The sequence below is a fragment of the Betaproteobacteria bacterium genome, from assembly GCA_016713305.1.
In the GTDB taxonomy this organism is placed as follows: Bacteria; Pseudomonadota; Gammaproteobacteria; order Burkholderiales.
Genome location: JADJPK010000007.1, coordinates 266,315 through 283,949, shown reverse-complemented (window position 1 = coordinate 283,949; position 17,635 = coordinate 266,315). Strand labels below are relative to the sequence as shown.

The window sequence follows — 17,635 nt, the reverse complement described above, 5'->3', positions numbered from 1 at the left end:
GACTCGATAGAATTTGAACCTCGCCCGGGAAGGAATTGGAATCCACTCGATGAATGCGCTGGAGGTCTTTCGCAAGGCCTTGCGGGAGCTGTCTGACCGACACGCCCAGGAATTGCCGCGCAAGCTCGGGGAGATCGAAGCCCTGTGGAGCGCGGTTGTTCAGACGGGCGGTGAACGCGATGGACTTGTCGCCGTGCAACGCCTGGCGCACGGCCTGGACGTCGCCTCCAGCATGCTCGGCCTGCCTTCGCTCTCTTCGCCCTCTCGGCGCCTGGCCCGGACACTGACGCTCGTTCTTTCTCGCGGCCATCACCTTTCGACAGACGATGTCGAGCGCGTGAATGGCTTTCTTGGCGAACTCAAGGCGGCCGCGGCAGAACTTGGCGCAGTGCCCGGCGCAAGCGTTCCGACCGAAACGGCCCAGCCCCCGGCCGACGCGAACCTCGGTTCGCAGCAGCCCGATCCCCGCACTGATCCCGAGCCTGTTCTCGAGATTCCCACCGAACGGCCCGTGAAGCTGTCGGTGGTCACCACGACGGCCGCAAACGAGGAAGAGCCGCCCCCGGTTTCCTCCGAATCGACGGCCTCCCCTCGTCTCACGCCGGCGACGGCCACCCCAGCCGATGCCGAGCCATCTCCGCGTCGCCTGCTCTACGTGCTGGAACGGGACGAAGCGATGGCGGCCGCCCTCACGAGCCAGCTCTCCCGCTTTGGCTACGACACGGCGGTCTTCCCCTCGAGCCAGGAACTCATCGGCGCGCTCAGTCAGAGGCAGCCCTATGCGATGCTGATCGACGTGGATCTCGCAGGCGAAGGGTTTCATTCTGCCCAGGCGCTGGCGACGCTCGGCAACGACGAACTGTCGCGCACTCCATTCATCTATCTGTCCATGCGCGGCGACGTCCAGGCGCGCCTGGAAAGCGTGCGGGCGGGGGCCGTGGCGTACTTTCTCAAACCGGCTCGGGTGGCCGAACTGGTGGACAAGCTCGACGCCTTGGCGATGCGGGACACGCCGGAACCGTACCGCGTGATGATCGTGGACGGCGACAACAATCGCGCCGACCTTTGCCGGGCGATCCTCCACGAAGTGGGCATGGACGTGGCGATCGTTCGGGATCCGAACGAACTGGTGTCAGCGCTCGGGGAGTTCAATCCCGAACTGCTCCTGATCGCGCTCAAGCTGCCCCAGTGCGGCGGCGACGAACTGGCGCAGGTGGTGCATCAGATCCCGTCTTACGTGAGCCTGCCCGTGGTCTTCCTGTCCGAACACTGGAATCTCGACAGGCAGATCGGCCTGATGAACGTGGGGGGCGATGCCTTGCTTCCTCTGCCGCTGCAGGCATCTCAGCTCATCGCTACCGTGATCGCGCGAGTGGAGCGCTATCGCACGCTGTCCGGGCTGATGCAGCACGACAGTCTCACCGGGCTCCTCAATCATTCACGATTGCAGCAGTACCTGGAGATCGAATCCCTGCGCGCGCTACGCCAGGCGCACCCTCTGGCCTTCGCGATGATCGATCTGGACCACTTCAAGTCGATCAACGACCAGTTCGGCCACCCGGTCGGGGACCGCGTTCTGAAGAATCTCGCGCGATTCCTGAAACAGCAGTTGCGCAAGAGCGACATCGTGGGGCGTTACGGCGGCGAAGAGTTCGCCATCATCCTCACCGACACCGACGGTCCTGCCGCGCTGAACGTGATGGAGAAGCTCTGCGCGGATTTCTCCCGGCTCGAACACGACATCGACGAAGCGGCGCTCACGGTGACTTTCAGCGCAGGCGTGGCGTCCATGGGAGGCAAGGCAACTTCCCGCGAACTGGTGCTTGCGGCCGACCGGGCCCTGTACGCCGCCAAGCGCGCCGGCCGCAATCGTGCCGTTCTGGCCGGACGGGACGCGTAAACGTCACGGGAGTCTCTTGAAGGTGGCCTGAGGACCCGGACGGACCCCGTGGACCAAAGGCCTCCTCGGTAAGGACGGCTTGCGCCACCCCGTCGAACCATGAACCGCCCGGCAGCAGACTACCGGGAGGCCGGACCCGGCGGTGCAACTTCCCTGGGATTCGTCCCGGAATCAGGACTTGTCGGACCCCGTGCCGGATATCTGGGCGCTCTCCGGGAAGTTGATTTTCAGAAGCCGCTCGGCGTCGCGCTGAAGATCGGTAAATCCCATCGCCTGGTAGGCCTTCACCAGAACAACGAAGGCCCGTTCGAGCGCAGGGGCCTGCGGATAGTTGTTGATCGCGTATTGCGCCCGGTTGACCGACGCGACATAGGCGCGGCGGCGCAGGTAGTACTCGGCGATCCGGACTTCCGATGACGCCATGGCATTGACCAGGTAACGCAGGCGTTTGATCGCATCGGGGGTGTACTTGCTCTCGGGGAACCGGGTGACCAGCTCCTGCAAGGCGTCGAAGGATTCACGCATCGCCTGTGGATCCCGCTCCGTCGGATCCTGATCGGAAAGCTTGGCGATGATCCCGAGATCCTCGTTGAACGTGACCAGACCCTTGAGGTAATACGCGTAGTCGACACGTTCGTGAGTCGGGTAGAGCTGGATGAACCGGTCGCATGTCGCGATCGCGGATGCGCGCTCGTTGTCCTTGAAATACGCGTAGGCCATCTCCAGCTGGGCCTGCTGAGCGTAGCGGCCATAGGGGTACCGGGCCGACAGCTTTCGTAGTGCCCGAGAGCACGTTTGTAGTTTCCGGCATCCAGCTCTGCCTTGGCTTCGGCATACAGCTTTTCGACGGACCAGCCGCGGGTCTGGTCATCGCCCTTGGTGGTTCCGCTGCCGCCGCATGCGCTGAGCATCAGGACGGCAGTGATCACGGCTAGAATTCGCAACATGGCAGGCGCAATGGACGGGGAACGGGATTATAGCGTGGCACCCTCAGGGCCCGGACATTCCTTGGTGGTGCCGGAGACCTGCGCAGGCCTGCGACTGGATCAGGCGCTCGCGCAGTGTTTTCCGCAGTATTCCCGCAGTCAGATCAAGAACTGGGTGGAGGCCGGCCGCGTCCGTGTCGACGGCTCCGAGGCCGCCCCGAAGCGCCGGATGCGCGGGCTGGAGACCGTCACGCTCGATCCTGACGACTCGTCGACGCAAACCGCCGATCGGCCGGAAGACATTCCCCTCGGCATCGTGTTCGAGGACGACCACATCGTGGTCCTCGACAAGCCTGCGGGGCTCGTCGTACATCCCGGCGCAGGCAATCGCACAGGAACGCTGCTCAACGCACTGCTTTCACACGCCCCTCGCCTGGAACACCTGCCGCGTGCCGGCATCGTCCATCGCCTGGACAAGGAAACGAGCGGCCTCATGGTCGTCGCCAAGACGCTCGAAGCGCAGACCGATCTCGTCCGGCAACTGCAGGCGCGCAGCGTGTCACGCGTCTATCTGGCCATCGCCGAAGGAAGAATCGAGAAGTCCGGCAGCGTCGATGCGCCCATCGGGCGGCATCCCGCGCACCGTACCCGCATGGCGATCGTGGAACGCGGCCGGCCCGCACGCACGCACTATCGTCCTCTGCAGTCGGGGAGCGGGTGGACACTGGTGGAGTGCACGCTGGAGACGGGACGCACGCACCAGATCCGCGTCCATCTCCAGCATATCGGACATCCTCTCGTCGGCGACCCGGTGTACGGAAAGCGCACCTCCATCAACTTGCGGTCGGCCACTGCCTTCAATCGTCAGGCGCTCCACGCGACGACACTGTCTCTGGAGCACCCCGCCAGCGGCGCAAGGATGAGTTGGTCCTCTTCCCCGCCCGCCGATTTCGACGACCTCCTGAACGCGCTGAAAACGGCATGCCCCTGACTCGCTCGGACTGCATCCTTCCAGACTGGCCGGCGCCGCACGGCGTCCAGGCACTCGTCACCACCCGTTCCGGTGGCGTGAGCAGCGGTCCTTACCGGAGCCTCAATCTGGGAACGTCCGTCGGCGACAACCCTGAAAACGTGCAGCGCAATCGCGATCTGCTCACCGCCTTGCTGCCGGCGGCGCCCCGCTGGCTCAGGCAGGTCCACGGAACGCGGGTCGTAGAGGCTGCAGCGGTGGACGGGTTGCCGGAAGCCGACGCTGCGGTCACGGGCGAGCGGGGAGTGGTGTGCACCGTTCAGATGGCCGACTGCATGCCGGTCCTGCTGGCCGACACCAGAGGGCGGCGTGTCGCGGCTGCCCACGCGGGATGGCGGGGACTATCGGCCGGTGTGCTCGAACGCACAGTGGCGGCGATGGCCATTCCGGAAACGGAACTCATCGCCTGGCTCGGCCCTGCCATCGGCCCCATGCACTTCGAGGTCGGCCCCGACGTTCTGGACGCATTCACGAAGGGAGACGCCGCAGCGGAGCAGCATTTCGTTCCGAAGTCGCCCGGCAAGTGGCTGGCGGATCTCCCCGGACTCGCGCGGCGGCGCCTCGCGGCGCTGGGTGTGGGGAGAGTATTCGGGGGGCAGTGGTGCACGTTCGCCGACGACGCCCGCTTCTTCTCCCATCGCCGCGACCGCATCACGGGAAGAATGGCTGCGATGATCTGGCTGGACCCGGCAGCGAACCGCTGAACCCGCCCGCGTTCATCGGTCGGATTGTTCCTTCCCTTCGACGAGAGGCGCTGGTGGCCTGGCCATGGACACGGCCCCTTGCTCCGGCGCTCCGCGGGTCTTCCGATCGCGGCGGCGCCGGGGAACACCGAACAGCCAGAGCAGCAGCGCGAGAGGCGCAGCCCCATAGAACACGAAGGTGAGGATGCCCGCCACCACGCTCGGTTCGGTGGCTGCCATCAGCACAGCGACGTAGAGCCAGGCGGCCGCTACGATGTACATGCCGGACACTCCCTTTGGCTCCTGCCTGTTTCCCGATGCGACAATCCCGCTGCCATGAACTCCACGTCCTTTCTCGAAGAAGCCGCCAAGGCCCTGGGCCCGGATGCGATGTCAGCGCTCGGCATGAGCATTCGTCCATCGGTGGAGGAACTGCAGACGCTGGCCCACGCCATGCTCGAGGCGCTACGCGAGCGTCCCGAGGCGTTCGAGCAAAGACTGACCGAGTTCTACACCGCGCAGTTCGCATTGTGGCAAACGCTTCTGCCCGGCAGCAAAGCCGGGCCGGCAGTGGATGCGAACCTGCCCCCCGAAGACTCGTCCTCGCACGGCGACTGGTCCGACTCGCCATGGTTCCGTTATGCACGCGCCCAGCATGAGCTCTGGTCGCGTCACGCCAGCGCCCTCCGGGATCTTCTCGACCTGCGGGACATGCCCGGCCGCCGGCTGGCATTCCTGCTGAGACAGTCGATCGAGGCGAGCGATCCGGACAATTTCTTCGTCACGAACCCGGATGCGATCCGGCGGGCCATCGCGACGCAAGGCGAATCGGTGGCACGCGGCCTTCGCAATCTGGCGCAGGACATCGAGCGCGGAAGCATTCGCATGAGCGACGAGCATGCGCTGGCGCTTGGACGGGACATCGCTGCGACAGCGGGCCATGTGGTCTGGGAATCGCCTATCGCACAGCTCATCCAGTACCGCCCCATCACCTCCCGAGTCCGCGCCAGGCCGCTCGTCATCGTCCCTCCGTTCATCAACAAGTACTACATCCTCGACCTCAGGCCCGGGACTTCCTTTGTCCGGTTCGCCCTGGCGTCCGGCTTCCAGGTCTTTCTGGTCTCCTGGCGCAACGGGTGCGCTGAAACCGCTGCCAGCGGCTGGGACGATTACGTCCGGGGCGGCGTCCTGGAAGCGATGCGGGCAGCCGGAAGAATCTCGCGAACCCGCAGGGTGAATCTTCTCGGGTACTGCGTCGGCGGGACGCTGTGCGCAACCGCTGCCGCACTGGTGCAACCGGAGCACCGCGCCCCGCTGGCCTCCCTGACACTGCTCACCACGCTCCTGGATTTCAAGGAACCCGGCGAACTGGGCGTGTTCGTCGACGATGCCTTCCTCCATCAACTCGAGGCTGCCGACGGCAGGAACGGCCTGATGCCTGCCCGGCATATTGCCGCCGCGTTCTCCAGCCTGAGGGCCCGCGAACTCGTCTGGCACTTCGTCGAACGAAACTATCTGTTCGGCGAGACTCCACCGGTCATGGATCTGCTGCACTGGAACAGCGACGGCGCAGACGTCCCTGCCCTATTGTTCTCGCAGTACTTGCGCAAGATGTACCTGGAGAACACGCTCGTCAGGCCCGGGACGATGAACGTGCTGGGCGAACCGGTGGACCTTTCGACGATCGGCGTTCCCAGCTACATGCTTGCGGCGATCAAGGATCACATCGTCCCCTGGCAATCGGCCTATCGGGGGCTCCGCCTCGTGAGCGGCGACAAGCGGTTCGTACTGACGGAGAGCGGGCACGTCGCCGGCGTCGTCAATCCCCCCGGCTTGCGATCACGGGGACACTGGGTGTCCAAGACGATTGCCGGAACCCCGGAAGAATGGTTTCATGGCGCCGAACATCGAGCAGAAAGCTGGTGGACGGACTGGGCCGGATGGCTTGCGTCGCACTCGGGAGCATGGAAGCCGGCGCCGTCGGCACCGGGTGGCGCTGGCCTTGCCGCGACCGAAGCTGCGCCGGGTCGATACGTGCAGTCCGTCTCCGGCCGGCGTGCGGCGGCAGGTTCCTGAGTTGAAACGACCCGCGCTGCCCCCGTTCGGGCAGCGCCTGATTCCAAGGAGGAGAGAAACGACATGGCCAAGCGAATCGTTTTGGTGACCGGCGGGATGGGCGGACTGGGCGAATCCATCTGCACCGGCATGGCTGACCAGGGGCTATACCGTGGTCGCCACCCATTCGCCATCCAACAAGTCTGCGGATGCCTGGATTGCTGCGATGCGAGACAAGGGATACGAATTCCACGCGGTGCCCCGCCGCTGTCAAGAGGGTCGAGGAGAGCGTGGGGCCGGTCGATGTGCTGGTGAACAACGCCGGCATCACCCGTGACATGACCTTCAAGAAGATGACCAAGGCGGACTGGGATGCGGTAATCAGCACCAATCTGGACAGCGTCTTCAACATGACCAAGCAAGTGATGGATGGCATGGTGGAGCGCGGCTGGGGACGCGTGATCAACATCTCATCGGTCAACGGCCAGAAGGGAGCCTTCGGTCAGACGAACTACTCGGCCGCAAAGGCCGGCATGCACGGTTTCACGAAGGCCCTCGCACTGGAGGTGTCAAAAAAAGGGGTCACCGTGAACACCATCTCGCCGGGTTACATCGGCACCAAGATGGTGACCGCGATCCCCAAGGACATACTCGATTCCAAGATCCTCCCGCAGATCCCTGTCGGCCGGCTGGGCAAACCCGAGGAAGTGGCCGGACTGATCATCTATCTGGCCTCCGACGAGGCTGCCTTCCTGACTGGAGCCAATATCTCCATCAACGGCGGTCAACACATGCAGTAATCGGGACCGGGTGGCGGCAAGTTCGTCCGTCAGAGGATCCGACGTGCGAGGCCCGGTCGATACCACGAAAAAAAACCCCGGTGGGGAACCCACCGGGGTTGAACCTTTATCTTTCGATAAAGGGGGAGGAGCCTGCTCCTGGCAACCGGCGCTCTTCGAGCGCTCCGGCTTGCACTGGCCGCGAGTAGATCGCGACCTGGAATTCGTGATGGCCCTGGCGCTTCACCGCTCCAACCTTCGCCAGTAGCCCCTTGACACGATCAATCTATAAGCCAACATCGTGCCAACTTCTGCCGTTTCAAGACCGGGCCCAAACACCCGCCCTCGACATTTCGCGGCGCCTGCAGCGATTCGAAGCCCGCTGCCTTTCGCCACCCGGCCCGACACCGCAAGACCGATCCGGTCTTGCCCAAGCGCACTGCAACGATGTGCCGATGTCATTACCGCTCATCTTGCCGCTACCGACGAACGTCTCCGGCCAAGACTTGATTGCTGCAACGCACAACCAAATGGTAAATGCCGTTTACTCTGTAAGTCAACATTTTTTTGCGCGGCGCATCAATGATCCGTTAAATTGCGCTCAGAGGGGATCGCAGCAATGCTCAGACCGTCTGCGGCCAGGGTCAGCGCGTATCCCCCAAACAATCGCGAGAGGTCCGAATGGCTGAAGACACCCGGCTTATCAAGAAGTATCCGAATCGACGGCTATACGATACGGCGACCAGCAGTTACATCACGCTGGCTGACGTGAAGACATTGGTGCTCGAACAAGTGCCTTTCAAGGTGGTGGATGCGAAGAGTTCGGAAGACCTGACCCGGAGCATTCTTCTGCAAATCATTCTGGAAGAGGAAACGGCGGGAGCCCCGATGTTCTCGAGCGACATGCTGTCCCAGATCATCCGCTTCTACGGCAACGCCATGCAGGGCATGATGGGCAGCTATCTGGAGAAGAACATCCAGACCTTCCTGGAGATCCAGCGCAAGCTGCAGGAGCAGTCCCTTGCCAAACTGGGCGACAACCCCACGCTGGGGGCGGAAGCGTGGACGCAGTTCGTCAAGATGCAGGGGCCCGCAATCCAGGGACTGATGGGCAGCTACCTGGAGCAGAGCGCCAACTCGTTCGTCGAAATGCAGCAACAGCTGCAAAAACAGGCGCGAAGCATGTTCTCGGCGTTTTCCTTCCCCACGTTCGGAACGGTGCCGGAGCAGGCTCCGTCGAATGGAGACCCCGCACCCGGGAGTCCGAAGAAGTCCGGCTAGTAAAACCCGAGACGGAGGGGTGGGGCCGCGACGCCGCCTCGCCCGCGGGAGCGATGTCGCGAACGGTCGGGCCGCTTTGTGGGGGCGCACAAGCGTGGGACCCGAATGGGCATTGGCCCGTTCTGATGCGTGAGGGTTGCGGTTCTCCGCACCGGCGAGCGTGGCGTCGAGGCAATCTCGACGCTCCGTAAACGCGAGCAGGCGACGCCGGACGAAGCCGCGGAGACCTCTCCACTCGCTCCCTTCCTCTCCGCCTGTCATCGCCTGTTTCCAACTGCCACGCGATTCGCGTACATTGAGCAGATCTTCCCTGACGACTCAGTAACTCCATGAATTCGAAGGTTCGGGCGCGCCCGCCGGCAGCGCCCAGAGTTGGTTTTGTCTCCCTCGGCTGTCCCAAGGCCCTGGTCGATTCGGAACAGATCCTCACGCGGCTGCGGGCCGAAGGCTACGAAATCGCACCGTCCTACGACGGTGCCGATCTGGTGGTCGTCAACACCTGCGGGTTCATCGATTCCGCCGTGGAGGAATCGCTCGACGCCATAGGTGAGGCGCTGAACGAGAACGGCAAGGTGATCGTCACGGGTTGCCTGGGCGCAAAGGGATCTGTCGTCCAGGATGCCCACCCTCAGGTGCTGGCGGTCACCGGTCCGCATGCCACCGACGAAGTGATGACCGCCATCCACGAACACCTCCCCAAGCCGCACGATCCATTCTCGGATCTTGTTCCGCCCCAGGGGATCAAGCTGACGCCTCGGCACTACGCGTATCTCAAGATCTCCGAAGGATGCAACCACCGCTGCACCTTCTGCATCATCCCGTCGTTGCGGGGCGACCTGGTGAGTCGGCCCGCCGGCGAAGTTCTCCAGGAAGCCGAGAACCTGGTCCGGGCGGGTGTGAAGGAACTCTTGATCGTGTCCCAGGACACCAGCGCATACGGTGTGGACGTCAAGTACCGGACCGGCTTCTTCAAGGGTCGTCCCGTGAAGACGCGAATGACAGAAATGGTGCGGGCCATGTCCGATTTCGGTGCATGGATCCGGCTCCACTACGTGTATCCGTATCCTCATGTGGACGAGGCAGTCGCACTGATGGCCGAGGGCAAGGTGCTGCCCTATCTCGATGTTCCGTTCCAGCATGCCAGCCCGCGAATTCTCAAGCTCATGAAACGTCCGGCAAGCGCCGAGAACAATCTGGCCAGAGTCCGGGCCTGGCGTGAGGCGTGTCCGGCGATTGCGGTCCGCTCGACCTTCATCGTCGGCTTCCCCGGGGAGACGGACGCCGAGTTCGACGCCCTGCTTGATTTCTTGCGGGAGGCGCAGCTCGACCGTGTGGATGCTTCACCTATTCCCCTGTCGAAGGCGCCACCGCCAACGACCTGTCCGACCCGGTGCCCGAAGAGTTGAAGCTCGAGCGGCAGGCCCGCCTAATGGAAGTGCAAGCCGGGATCTCCGCCTCCCGGCTCTCCTCGAAAGTGGGGACCGAAATGACTGTACTGGTCGACGCGGTGGATCGCAGGCAGGCGCTTGCCCGCAGCAGCGCGGACGCGCCGGAAATCGACGGCGTCGTGGTGGTGTCGCCGGCCAAGGGGCTCAAGGCCGGAGAGTTCGCCCGCGTGCGGATCACAGGCGCCGATACGCACGATCTCCAGGCCGTTCCGATCGCCTGAGCCATGTGGCGCAGGTTCCTGCGCTGGGCGGATGCGCTGCGGCGCGACGCGATGACGGTCTGGTTCTGCGGGCGGCATCCGCGCACCCCCTGGTCCATCCGCCTGCTCGCGCTCGCCCTCGCCGCCTACGCCCTGTCGCCGATCGATCTCGTGCCGGACTTCATCCCCGTGCTGGGCTACATCGACGAGGCGATCCTCCTGCCCGCCGGAATCTGGCTGTGCCTTCGCCTCATGCCATCCGACGTTCTGGCGGAATGCCGCCAGCAGTCCGCGAAGTGGTTCGACGAACGGAAAGTCAAGCCGCGCAGCGTGACCGGCGCGGTGATCATCGTCGTCCTATGGATGGCGATGCTGTGGGCCGCATGGATCTGGTGGATGGGACGCTGAGGCCTCGAACCTCGGCCGCCTGTGCGGCCCGGGAACAGGGAGACGGGCGCCGGAAGCTCAGTCCCAGGCGCCGCTGCACCGCTCCTGGAGAAACGCGCAGGCTTCCCTCTCTTCCCGCGTCCTCTGCATGGGCGGCAGGCTCTGCCAGATTCGCCGGCCATACGGCTTGGCGATCAATCGCGGATCGCAGATGACCAGGACGCCCGTGTCCGTTTCGTCCCGGATGAGCCTGCCTGCGCCCTGCTTCAGCGAGATCACCGCCTGCGGAAGCTGGTAGTCGAAGAACGCATTCCCCCCCGCCATGCGAATGCGTTCGATCCTGGCCTGCAACACCGGATCGTCCGGCGGCGTGAACGGCAGCCTGTCGATCACGACCAGCGACAGCGTCGGGCCCCGCACATCCACCCCCTCCCAGAAGGACTGGCTGCCGATCAGGACCGCATTGCCCAGCCTGCGGAATCGATCAAGCAGTTCGCTCTTGGCACCTTCCCCCTGCACGAGCAGCGGGAAATCGAGGGAGCGGCGCTGCAGTTCACGTTCGATCAGCTCCCGTGCTTCCCGCATGGCCCGCAGACTGGTGAACAGGCAGAACGCGCGGCCTCCGCTGGCCTCGATGAGCGGCATTGCCCGCTGGACAACCGCCGCGGTGAATTCGGGCGTGTTCGGATCGGGCATGCCTTGCGGGGCATAGAGCAGCGCCTGGCGCTGAAAGTCGAACGGGCTTTCCCAGCTTTCCGCAGGCTCGTCTTCAAGACCCAATTGCGCGAGGAAGTGCGAGAAGTCTCCTTTCACCGACAACGTTGCGGACGTCAGGATCCAGGCGCGTGCGCCCTCCGCCACGTGGCGCCGGAACGCCGGCCCGACCGTGAGCGGCGTGCTGTGAAGTTGCACCGAACCGCCGAAGACCTCCACCCAGCGGACCATTTCAGGATCGGGTTCGTCCAGCCACTTGTGCAGGAGCGTGCGCTGCTCTTCGGCGCGTTGCCAGCAACGCTCGAGCCCCTCGCTGCGCTCTGCCTGCGTCTTCAGAAGCTCTGCCAGAGTCTTGAGCGCCGACGTCAGCGCTGCCGCCGCGCTGCCGAAGCCGCTCCTGCCGATCGCGTCTTCGCAGCGGATCCGTCCGGTCTCGCTGCCGAAGATCAGCCTCAGGTCGCGCGCCGCCTTGTCCGCCGCGCGCGCGGCGTCGGTCAGCTGGGCAAAGTCCTTCGCACCGGCGGCGGCTTCCATCCGCGTGTCCCTCGCCAGTTCCACCAGCTGGCTGGTGGAAACGCTCTGGCCGAAGAAGACGCTGGCAGTGGCCGGAAGCTGGTGCGCTTCGTCCAGGATCACGGCATTGCACTTGGGGAGCAGTTCCGCCACCCCTTCGTCCCGCAGCACCACATCGGCGAAGAACAGATGGTGGTTCACCACCACGACATCCGCTTCGAGCGCTTCCCGCCGCGCCTTGAGCACGAAGCACTCCTTGTGATTCGGGCACTCCTGCCCCAGACAGTTGTCCCGTGTGGACGTCACCTGGGGCCAGACCCCCGCATCCTCGGGCACGGACGACAAGCCGCCTCGATCGCCCGTGCTGCTCGTACGCGCGTAACGCTCGATCTCCTCCAGATACCCCACGTCTGCACGGCTTTCGAATCGCCCATCGCGTCGCGCACGTTCGATGTGGTAGTGGCAGACGTAGTTGGCCCGGCCCTTGAGCAGCGCGATGGTCACCGGCACACCCAGCGCATCGCGAACCATCGGCAGGTCCCGGGAGAAGAGCTGGTCCTGCAAGGTCTTGGTGCCCGTGGAGACGATCACCTTGCCACCGAGCAGCAACGCCGGAACGAGGTAGGCGAAAGTCTTGCCCGTCCCGGTACCCGCTTCCGCGACCAGCACGTCCTGGGTTCGCAGGGCGCGAGCGACGGCCTTGGCCATCTCGACCTGCTGATCGCGCCGCGTGTAGCCGTCGATGGCCCGTGCGAGCGGACCCTCTGTGCCGAAGACCTCGTCGATGTCCTGCATGGGGTAGCTCCGGGCGGAACAGCCGGTCGCGCCCGCGCCGGGGCTCAGCAATGAGCTTCGATGAACGCCTTGATCTTGGCGACGTCCGGGGCCATCACCTCGAAACGCAGCGGCTTGGACTCCAGATCCGCATAGCCGGGCGGCAATGGCGGATCGATGCCCAGCGCCTCGTGGATCGTCGCTGCGAACTTGGCCGGCTGCGCAGTTTCCAGACACAGCAGCGGCACCCCTGCCTCACGCTTCTCCAACCCCGACTTGATTCCGTCCGCCGTATGGGTGTCCACGAGAACGCCATACCGTTTGTGTACCGCGCGAATCGTCTCCAGCCGGTCCGCATGAGAACTGCTCCCGGACACGAAACCGAAGTCCGCGATGCGGGCGAAGTGCGGTGTTCCGCGAAGGTCGAATTCGCCCCCCCTGTCGACCTGACCCCACAACTCCCGGACCACGTTGGCGTCTCTTCCCACCAGGTCGTACACGAATCGCTCGAAGTTCGAGGCCTTGGAGATGTCCATGGACGGACTGCTCGTCTGAAAGACGCTCGACGCCGCACGGACACGATAGCGTCCCGTCCGGAAGAATTCGTCCAGGACGTCGTTCTCGTTCGTGGCAACGATGAGCCTGCGCACCGGCAGCCCCATCATGCGTGCCACATGTCCAGCGCAGACGTTGCCGAAATTTCCCGACGGAACCGAGAAGCTCACGCGTTCGTCAGCGGACCTGGTCACCGAGAAATAGCCCGCGAAGTAATACACCACCTGAGCCATCAGACGCGCCCAGTTGATCGAGTTCACCGTGCCGATGCGATGCGTCGCCTTGAATGCCAGATCGTTGGAGACGGCCTTCACGATGTCCTGACAGTCGTCGAACACGCCTTGCACGGCGATGTTGAAGATGTTCGCATCCTGCAGCGAGTACATCTGCGCCGTCTGGAACGGGCTCATCTTGCCGTGCGGAGAGAGCATGAAGACCCGCACGCCCCGCTTGCCGCGCATGGCGTACTCGGCTGCCGAACCCGTATCGCCCGAGGTCGCGCCGAGAATATTGAGCTCCTCTCCCCTCTTGCCCAGCACGTACTCGAACAGATTGCCCAGAAGCTGCATCGCGACGTCCTTGAATGCGAGCGTCGGGCCGTTCGACAGGTGCAGCAGATGCAGACCCGGTTCCAGAGTCGTGACCGGCGTGATGGCATCCGTACCGAATACCTGCGCCGTGTAGGTTCGGTACACGATGGAGCGCAGGTCCTCGGCAGGGATGTCGTCGATGAACAACCGGAGAATCTCGAACGCGAGATCGCGATAGGGGAGCGTCCGCCAGCGTTCCAGCGTCCCGCGATCCACACGCGGATACGCTTCCGGAATCGAGAGGCCTCCGTCCGGTGCGAGCCCTTCCAGCAGGATGTCGGTGAACGGCGTGGGCGGCATGCCGCCGCGCGTGGAGAGATAGTTCATGGATCGCAGCGTGTTCAGTGACGGCCCAGTTCTTCGAGACGGATGCGGGTGACCTTTCCGGCGATGCTGGGCAGCGCCTCCATGCGGGTGATGGCCGCGTCGACATGCTTTTCCACCGTGAGGTGGGTGAGCATGACGATGTCGACCTGCTCCTCCCCTTCCATCGGTTCCTTCTGCACCATCGCATCGATGGAAATGTTGTGATCCGCCAGGATCCGCGTGATGTCGGCCAGAACGCCGGGCCGGTCGTAGGCGCGCATGCGCAGGTAGTAGGACGTCTCCACCTCTTCCATGGGAAGGATCGGAGTGTCGGCGAGCTGATCTGGCTGGAACGCGAGGTGAGGCACCCGGTTCTCAGGATCGGCGGTGTGCATGCGGGTGACGTCCACCAGATCGGCGACCACGGCCGACGCAGTCGGCTCCGATCCGGCGCCGGCTCCGTAGTACAGCGTCGCGCCGACGGCGTCGCCCTTGACCAGCACGGCATTCATCACGCCTTCCACGTTGGCGATCAGACGCCGCGCAGGAATCAGCGTGGGGTGAACACGCAGTTCGATCCCCTTGGGTGTGCGGCGCGTGATGCCCAGGAGCTTGATGCGATAGCCCAGCTGCTCGGAATAGCGGATGTCCTCGCGCGTCAGACGCGTGATCCCCTCGGTGTAGGCCCGCTCGAACTGCATCGGAATTCCGAAGGCGATGGACGCCATGATCGTCAGCTTGTGCGCCGCGTCGATGCCCTCGACGTCGAACGTCGGGTCGGCTTCGGCGTAGCCGAGGCGCTGGGCTTCCTTGAGCACCGTGTCGAAGGCGAGCCCTTTCTCGCGCATTTCGGAGAGGATGAAGTTGCTCGTGCCGTTGATGATCCCCGCGACCCACTCGATGCGATTGGCCGTCAGGCCTTCCCGCAGCGCCTTGATGATGGGAATGCCTCCGGCCACGGCCGCCTCGAAGGCCACCATCACCCGCTTCTCGCGGGCGGCCGCGAAGATCTCGTTGCCGTGCTTGGCGAGCAACGCCTTGTTCGCCGTGACGACGTGCTTGCCGTTCGGGATGGCGGCAAGGATCAGATCCCGTGCCACGGAAGTGCCACCGATCAGTTCGACGACGATGTCGATGGCCGGATCGCGGACGACGGAGAATGCATCGTCGGTCAGACGTGCGTCTTCGCCGGCCACGGCCCGCGCCTTCTCGAGGTCACGGTCGGCGATGACGCTGATCTCGATTCCCCGCCCTGCGCGCCGCATGATCTCGCTCTGGTTGCGCCGCAGGACGGAAAACGTTCCGCCGCCGACCGTGCCGATGCCCAGCAGGCCAACTTGTATGGGTCTCATTCGAATGCCTTTCTGAAACTGAATCCGGTCACGAAGTATCCTTCACGGAAGTAGAAGCGATGGGCGCGGGTCCGCTGCGTGCCGGATTCGAGGTCGACGCCGTTGCAGACGCGCTCGCGTGATTCAGCCTCGAGCCACCGGAGCAGAGCCGAGCCGACGCCGGACGAACGGTGAGTCTCGTCCGTCACCAGATCGTCGACGTAGAACCGGCGTCCCGCGTGCGTGTTGGAGAAGATGCGGAATACCGCGACGCCTCGCACGGTGCCATCGACGGTTGCCACGACCATCTCGGCCCCGTCCGCGAAGATATCCCGCATCTGTTGCAGATAGTCGCCGGACAGGTGGGGCCGCAACTGCCTGTGCACGGATTGCGCGAGTTCGAGAAGCTCGGGCCGGAGGACCTGTCCTCCCGGCCCGGCGACGCGGACGATCTCGATGCCGCCGGCGCGGGTCATCCTGCCTTGGCGACCTGAGCCGCCGTCAGGAGGCCGTCGCGGCGGAACATGTCGCGGATTCCGCGGACCGCCTGGCGGATGCGAGCCTCGTTCTCGATGAGCGAGAAGCGGACGTGGTCGTCGCCCCATTCGCCGAACCCGACGCCGGGCGACACCGCCACCTTCGCGTCGGCGAGCAGCTTCTTCGAGAACTCCAGCGACCCCATGGACCGATACGGTTCCGGGATCTGCGCCCAGATGTACATCGTCGCCTTCGGAATCTCGACCATCCAGTCCACCGCGTGCAGACCGGTCACGAGCACGTCGCGGCGTCGCTGATACATGCCGCGGATCTGCTCCACGCAGTCCTGCGGGCCTTCGAGTGCGACGATGGCCGCCACCTGGATCGGCGTGAAGGTGCCGTAGTCGTGATAGCTCTTCATCCGGCCCAGCGCCGCGACCAGTTCCCGGTTGCCGACCATGAAACCGACCCGCCACCCCGCCATGTTGTAGCTCTTGGAGAGGGTGAAGAACTCCACCGCGATGTCCTTGGCGCCCGGAACCTGCAGGATCGACGGGCATTTCCAGCCGTCGTAGACAATGTCCGCGTACGCGAGATCGTGTACGACGAAGATGTCGTGCTCCTTCGCCAGTGCGACGATGCGCTCGAAGAACGGCAGTTCCACGCACTGTGCCGTCGGATTGGCCGGAAAGTTGAGGATGAGCATCTTGGGCTTGGGCCACGACTCGTGGATCGCCCGCTCGAGTTCCTCGAAGAAGTCACGTCCCGGCACCATGGGCACGTGGCGGATGTCCGCACCGGCGATGACCGGCCCGTAGATGTGGATGGGGTAGCTGGGATTGGGAACCAGCACGATGTCGCCGCGGTCCAGAGTGGCGAGGGCCAGATGGGCGATGCCCTCCTTGGAACCGATGGTGGCGATCGCCTCGGTATCCGGATCCAGTTCGACCTGGTAGCGCGACTTGTACCAGTTGGCGATGGCGCGGCGCAGCCGGGGAATGCCCTTGGATACCGAATAGCGGTGGGTGTCGGGCCGTTGTGCGGATTCGACGAGCTTGTCCACGATGTGCTTCGGCGTGGGCTGGTCCGGGTTGCCCATGCCGAAATCGATGATGTCTTCTCCCCGCCGGCGGACGACCGCCTTCAATTCGCCGGTGATGTTGAAGACGTACGGGGGGAGACGCTTGATACGGGGAAACTCGTGCATGACGGGATGGCTCGCGCCGGGCATGGGCCGCGGCGGTGCAGGGAAAAGAAGTTAATCTTAGTGGGGGCGGGAACGTTCCGCAAACGGAGAGTATTGAATTGAAACTGCATCTCGACCGGTTCGACGGCAGGAATGCCTTCACCGGCCTGGGCGACGGCTACGTGGCCGTCAATGGACAGATGCACCGGTCGAGCCTGGTGGTCTTTCCGGACCGGATCATCGATCCGTGGCCCGTCCCGACCATCGAAGCACTCGATGCCACGGCCCTGCAGTGCCTGGTCGACGAACCGCTGGAGATCGTCCTGGTGGGGACGGGCGCCCGCCACCGGTTTCCGCATCCGAGCGCCTATGCGAGCCTGGCGCGGAAGCGCATCGGCGTCGAGATCATGCAGACCGACGCCGCCTGCCGGACTTACAACATCCTGCTGGCCGAAGGACGCCGGGTCGCGGCTGCCCTCATCGTGGAGCCTCGCGCCTGA

The 17,635-nt window shown here is 64.4% G+C and carries 13 protein-coding genes and 3 pseudogenes; 9 read left to right on the top strand and 7 right to left on the bottom strand.

Features of this window, described 5'->3' with window-relative positions:
- Positions 1–49: 49 nt before the first annotated feature.
- Complete coding sequence (locus tag IPK20_09390) at positions 50–1,900, top strand: diguanylate cyclase (GenBank protein MBK8016895.1); 1,851 nt, start codon at positions 50–52, stop codon at positions 1,898–1,900.
- 171 nt (positions 1,901–2,071) lie between these two features.
- On the opposite strand, the pseudogene IPK20_09385 reads toward IPK20_09390, so the two are convergent.
- Positions 2,072–2,847, bottom strand: a pseudogene (locus IPK20_09385) (outer membrane protein assembly factor BamD).
- Positions 2,848–2,857: 10 nt separating this feature from the next.
- On the opposite strand from IPK20_09385, the gene rluD reads away from it, so the two are divergent.
- Positions 2,858–3,817, top strand: coding sequence for a 23S rRNA pseudouridine(1911/1915/1917) synthase RluD (gene rluD / locus IPK20_09380; protein ID MBK8016894.1), 960 nt, complete (start codon positions 2,858–2,860; stop codon positions 3,815–3,817).
- A complete protein-coding gene (gene pgeF / locus IPK20_09375) occupies positions 3,808–4,560 on the top strand; it encodes a peptidoglycan editing factor PgeF (GenBank protein ID MBK8016893.1) in 753 nt (250 codons plus the stop codon). Before rluD ends, pgeF begins: the two co-directional genes overlap by 10 nt.
- Positions 4,561–4,572: 12 nt before the next feature.
- Here the strand turns inward: pgeF and IPK20_09370 are convergent, their stop codons facing one another.
- Complete coding sequence (locus IPK20_09370) at positions 4,573–4,821, bottom strand: hypothetical protein (protein MBK8016892.1); 249 nt, start codon at positions 4,819–4,821, stop codon at positions 4,573–4,575.
- Positions 4,822–4,875: 54 nt separating this feature from the next.
- Here IPK20_09370 and IPK20_09365 point away from each other — a divergent pair, with 54 nt between their 5' ends.
- From IPK20_09365 to IPK20_09345, 5 genes and pseudogenes are all read left to right on the top strand, one after another.
- The gene (locus IPK20_09365) at positions 4,876–6,615 is read left to right on the top strand and encodes an alpha/beta fold hydrolase (GenBank protein MBK8016891.1); all 1,740 of its coding nucleotides are present in this window, start codon (positions 4,876–4,878) and stop codon (positions 6,613–6,615) included.
- A gap of 96 nt (positions 6,616–6,711) precedes the next feature.
- Positions 6,712–7,394: pseudogene (gene phbB / locus IPK20_09360) on the top strand (acetoacetyl-CoA reductase).
- Between the two features lie 660 nt (positions 7,395–8,054).
- Positions 8,055–8,654 carry a polyhydroxyalkanoate synthesis repressor PhaR gene (gene phaR / locus IPK20_09355; GenBank protein ID MBK8016890.1) on the top strand — a complete coding sequence of 200 codons (600 nt, stop codon included), beginning with the start codon at positions 8,055–8,057 and terminating at the stop codon, positions 8,652–8,654.
- Between the two features lie 329 nt (positions 8,655–8,983).
- A pseudogene (gene rimO, locus IPK20_09350) lies at positions 8,984–10,323 on the top strand (30S ribosomal protein S12 methylthiotransferase RimO).
- A gap of 3 nt (positions 10,324–10,326) precedes the next feature.
- On the top strand, positions 10,327–10,710 hold the full coding sequence (locus tag IPK20_09345) for a DUF1232 domain-containing protein (protein ID MBK8016889.1): 384 nt from the start codon (positions 10,327–10,329) through the stop codon (positions 10,708–10,710).
- 57 nt (positions 10,711–10,767) lie between these two features.
- Here IPK20_09345 and IPK20_09340 read toward each other — a convergent pair whose 3' ends face one another.
- From IPK20_09340 to alaC, 5 genes are read right to left on the bottom strand one after another with little or no spacing between them, the layout of a single operon-like run.
- Positions 10,768–12,711, bottom strand: coding sequence for an ATP-dependent DNA helicase (locus IPK20_09340; GenBank protein MBK8016888.1), 1,944 nt, complete (start codon positions 12,709–12,711; stop codon positions 10,768–10,770).
- 44 nt (positions 12,712–12,755) lie between these two features.
- A complete protein-coding gene (locus tag IPK20_09335; protein ID MBK8016887.1) occupies positions 12,756–14,162 on the bottom strand; it encodes a threonine synthase in 1,407 nt (468 codons plus the stop codon).
- 14 nt (positions 14,163–14,176) lie between these two features.
- Positions 14,177–15,493: a homoserine dehydrogenase gene (locus IPK20_09330; GenBank protein ID MBK8016886.1), complete on the bottom strand. Its 1,317-nt coding sequence runs from the start codon at positions 15,491–15,493 to the stop codon at positions 14,177–14,179.
- Entirely contained in the window at positions 15,490–15,948 is a 459-nt protein-coding gene (locus tag IPK20_09325) for a GNAT family N-acetyltransferase (protein ID MBK8016885.1), read from the bottom strand. Before IPK20_09325 ends, IPK20_09330 begins: the two co-directional genes overlap by 4 nt.
- Positions 15,945–17,156, bottom strand: a complete 1,212-nt coding sequence (alaC, locus tag IPK20_09320) for an alanine transaminase (protein MBK8016884.1) — start codon at positions 17,154–17,156, stop codon at positions 15,945–15,947. The genes IPK20_09325 and alaC overlap by 4 nt, the downstream gene beginning before the upstream one ends.
- Before the next feature lie 98 nt (positions 17,157–17,254).
- Here alaC and IPK20_09315 point away from each other — a divergent pair, with 98 nt between their 5' ends.
- Positions 17,255–17,635, top strand: coding sequence for an Mth938-like domain-containing protein (locus IPK20_09315; GenBank protein ID MBK8016883.1), 381 nt, complete (start codon positions 17,255–17,257; stop codon positions 17,633–17,635).

Coding starts and splice junctions, on each gene's coding strand:
- IPK20_09340 (MBK8016888.1), bottom strand. CDS start 12,711: ATGCAGGACATCGACGAGGTCTTCGGCACAGAGGGTCCGCTCGCACGG.
- IPK20_09365 (MBK8016891.1), top strand. CDS start 4,876: ATGAACTCCACGTCCTTTCTCGAAGAAGCCGCCAAGGCCCTGGGCCCG.
- alaC (MBK8016884.1), bottom strand. CDS start 17,156: ATGCACGAGTTTCCCCGTATCAAGCGTCTCCCCCCGTACGTCTTCAAC.
- rluD (MBK8016894.1), top strand. CDS start 2,858: ATGGACGGGGAACGGGATTATAGCGTGGCACCCTCAGGGCCCGGACAT.
- phaR (MBK8016890.1), top strand. CDS start 8,055: ATGGCTGAAGACACCCGGCTTATCAAGAAGTATCCGAATCGACGGCTA.
- IPK20_09330 (MBK8016886.1), bottom strand. CDS start 15,493: ATGAGACCCATACAAGTTGGCCTGCTGGGCATCGGCACGGTCGGCGGC.
- IPK20_09390 (MBK8016895.1), top strand. CDS start 50: ATGAATGCGCTGGAGGTCTTTCGCAAGGCCTTGCGGGAGCTGTCTGAC.
- IPK20_09335 (MBK8016887.1), bottom strand. CDS start 14,162: ATGAACTATCTCTCCACGCGCGGCGGCATGCCGCCCACGCCGTTCACC.
- IPK20_09345 (MBK8016889.1), top strand. CDS start 10,327: ATGTGGCGCAGGTTCCTGCGCTGGGCGGATGCGCTGCGGCGCGACGCG.
- pgeF (MBK8016893.1), top strand. CDS start 3,808: ATGCCCCTGACTCGCTCGGACTGCATCCTTCCAGACTGGCCGGCGCCG.
- IPK20_09370 (MBK8016892.1), bottom strand. CDS start 4,821: ATGTACATCGTAGCGGCCGCCTGGCTCTACGTCGCTGTGCTGATGGCA.
- IPK20_09325 (MBK8016885.1), bottom strand. CDS start 15,948: ATGACCCGCGCCGGCGGCATCGAGATCGTCCGCGTCGCCGGGCCGGGA.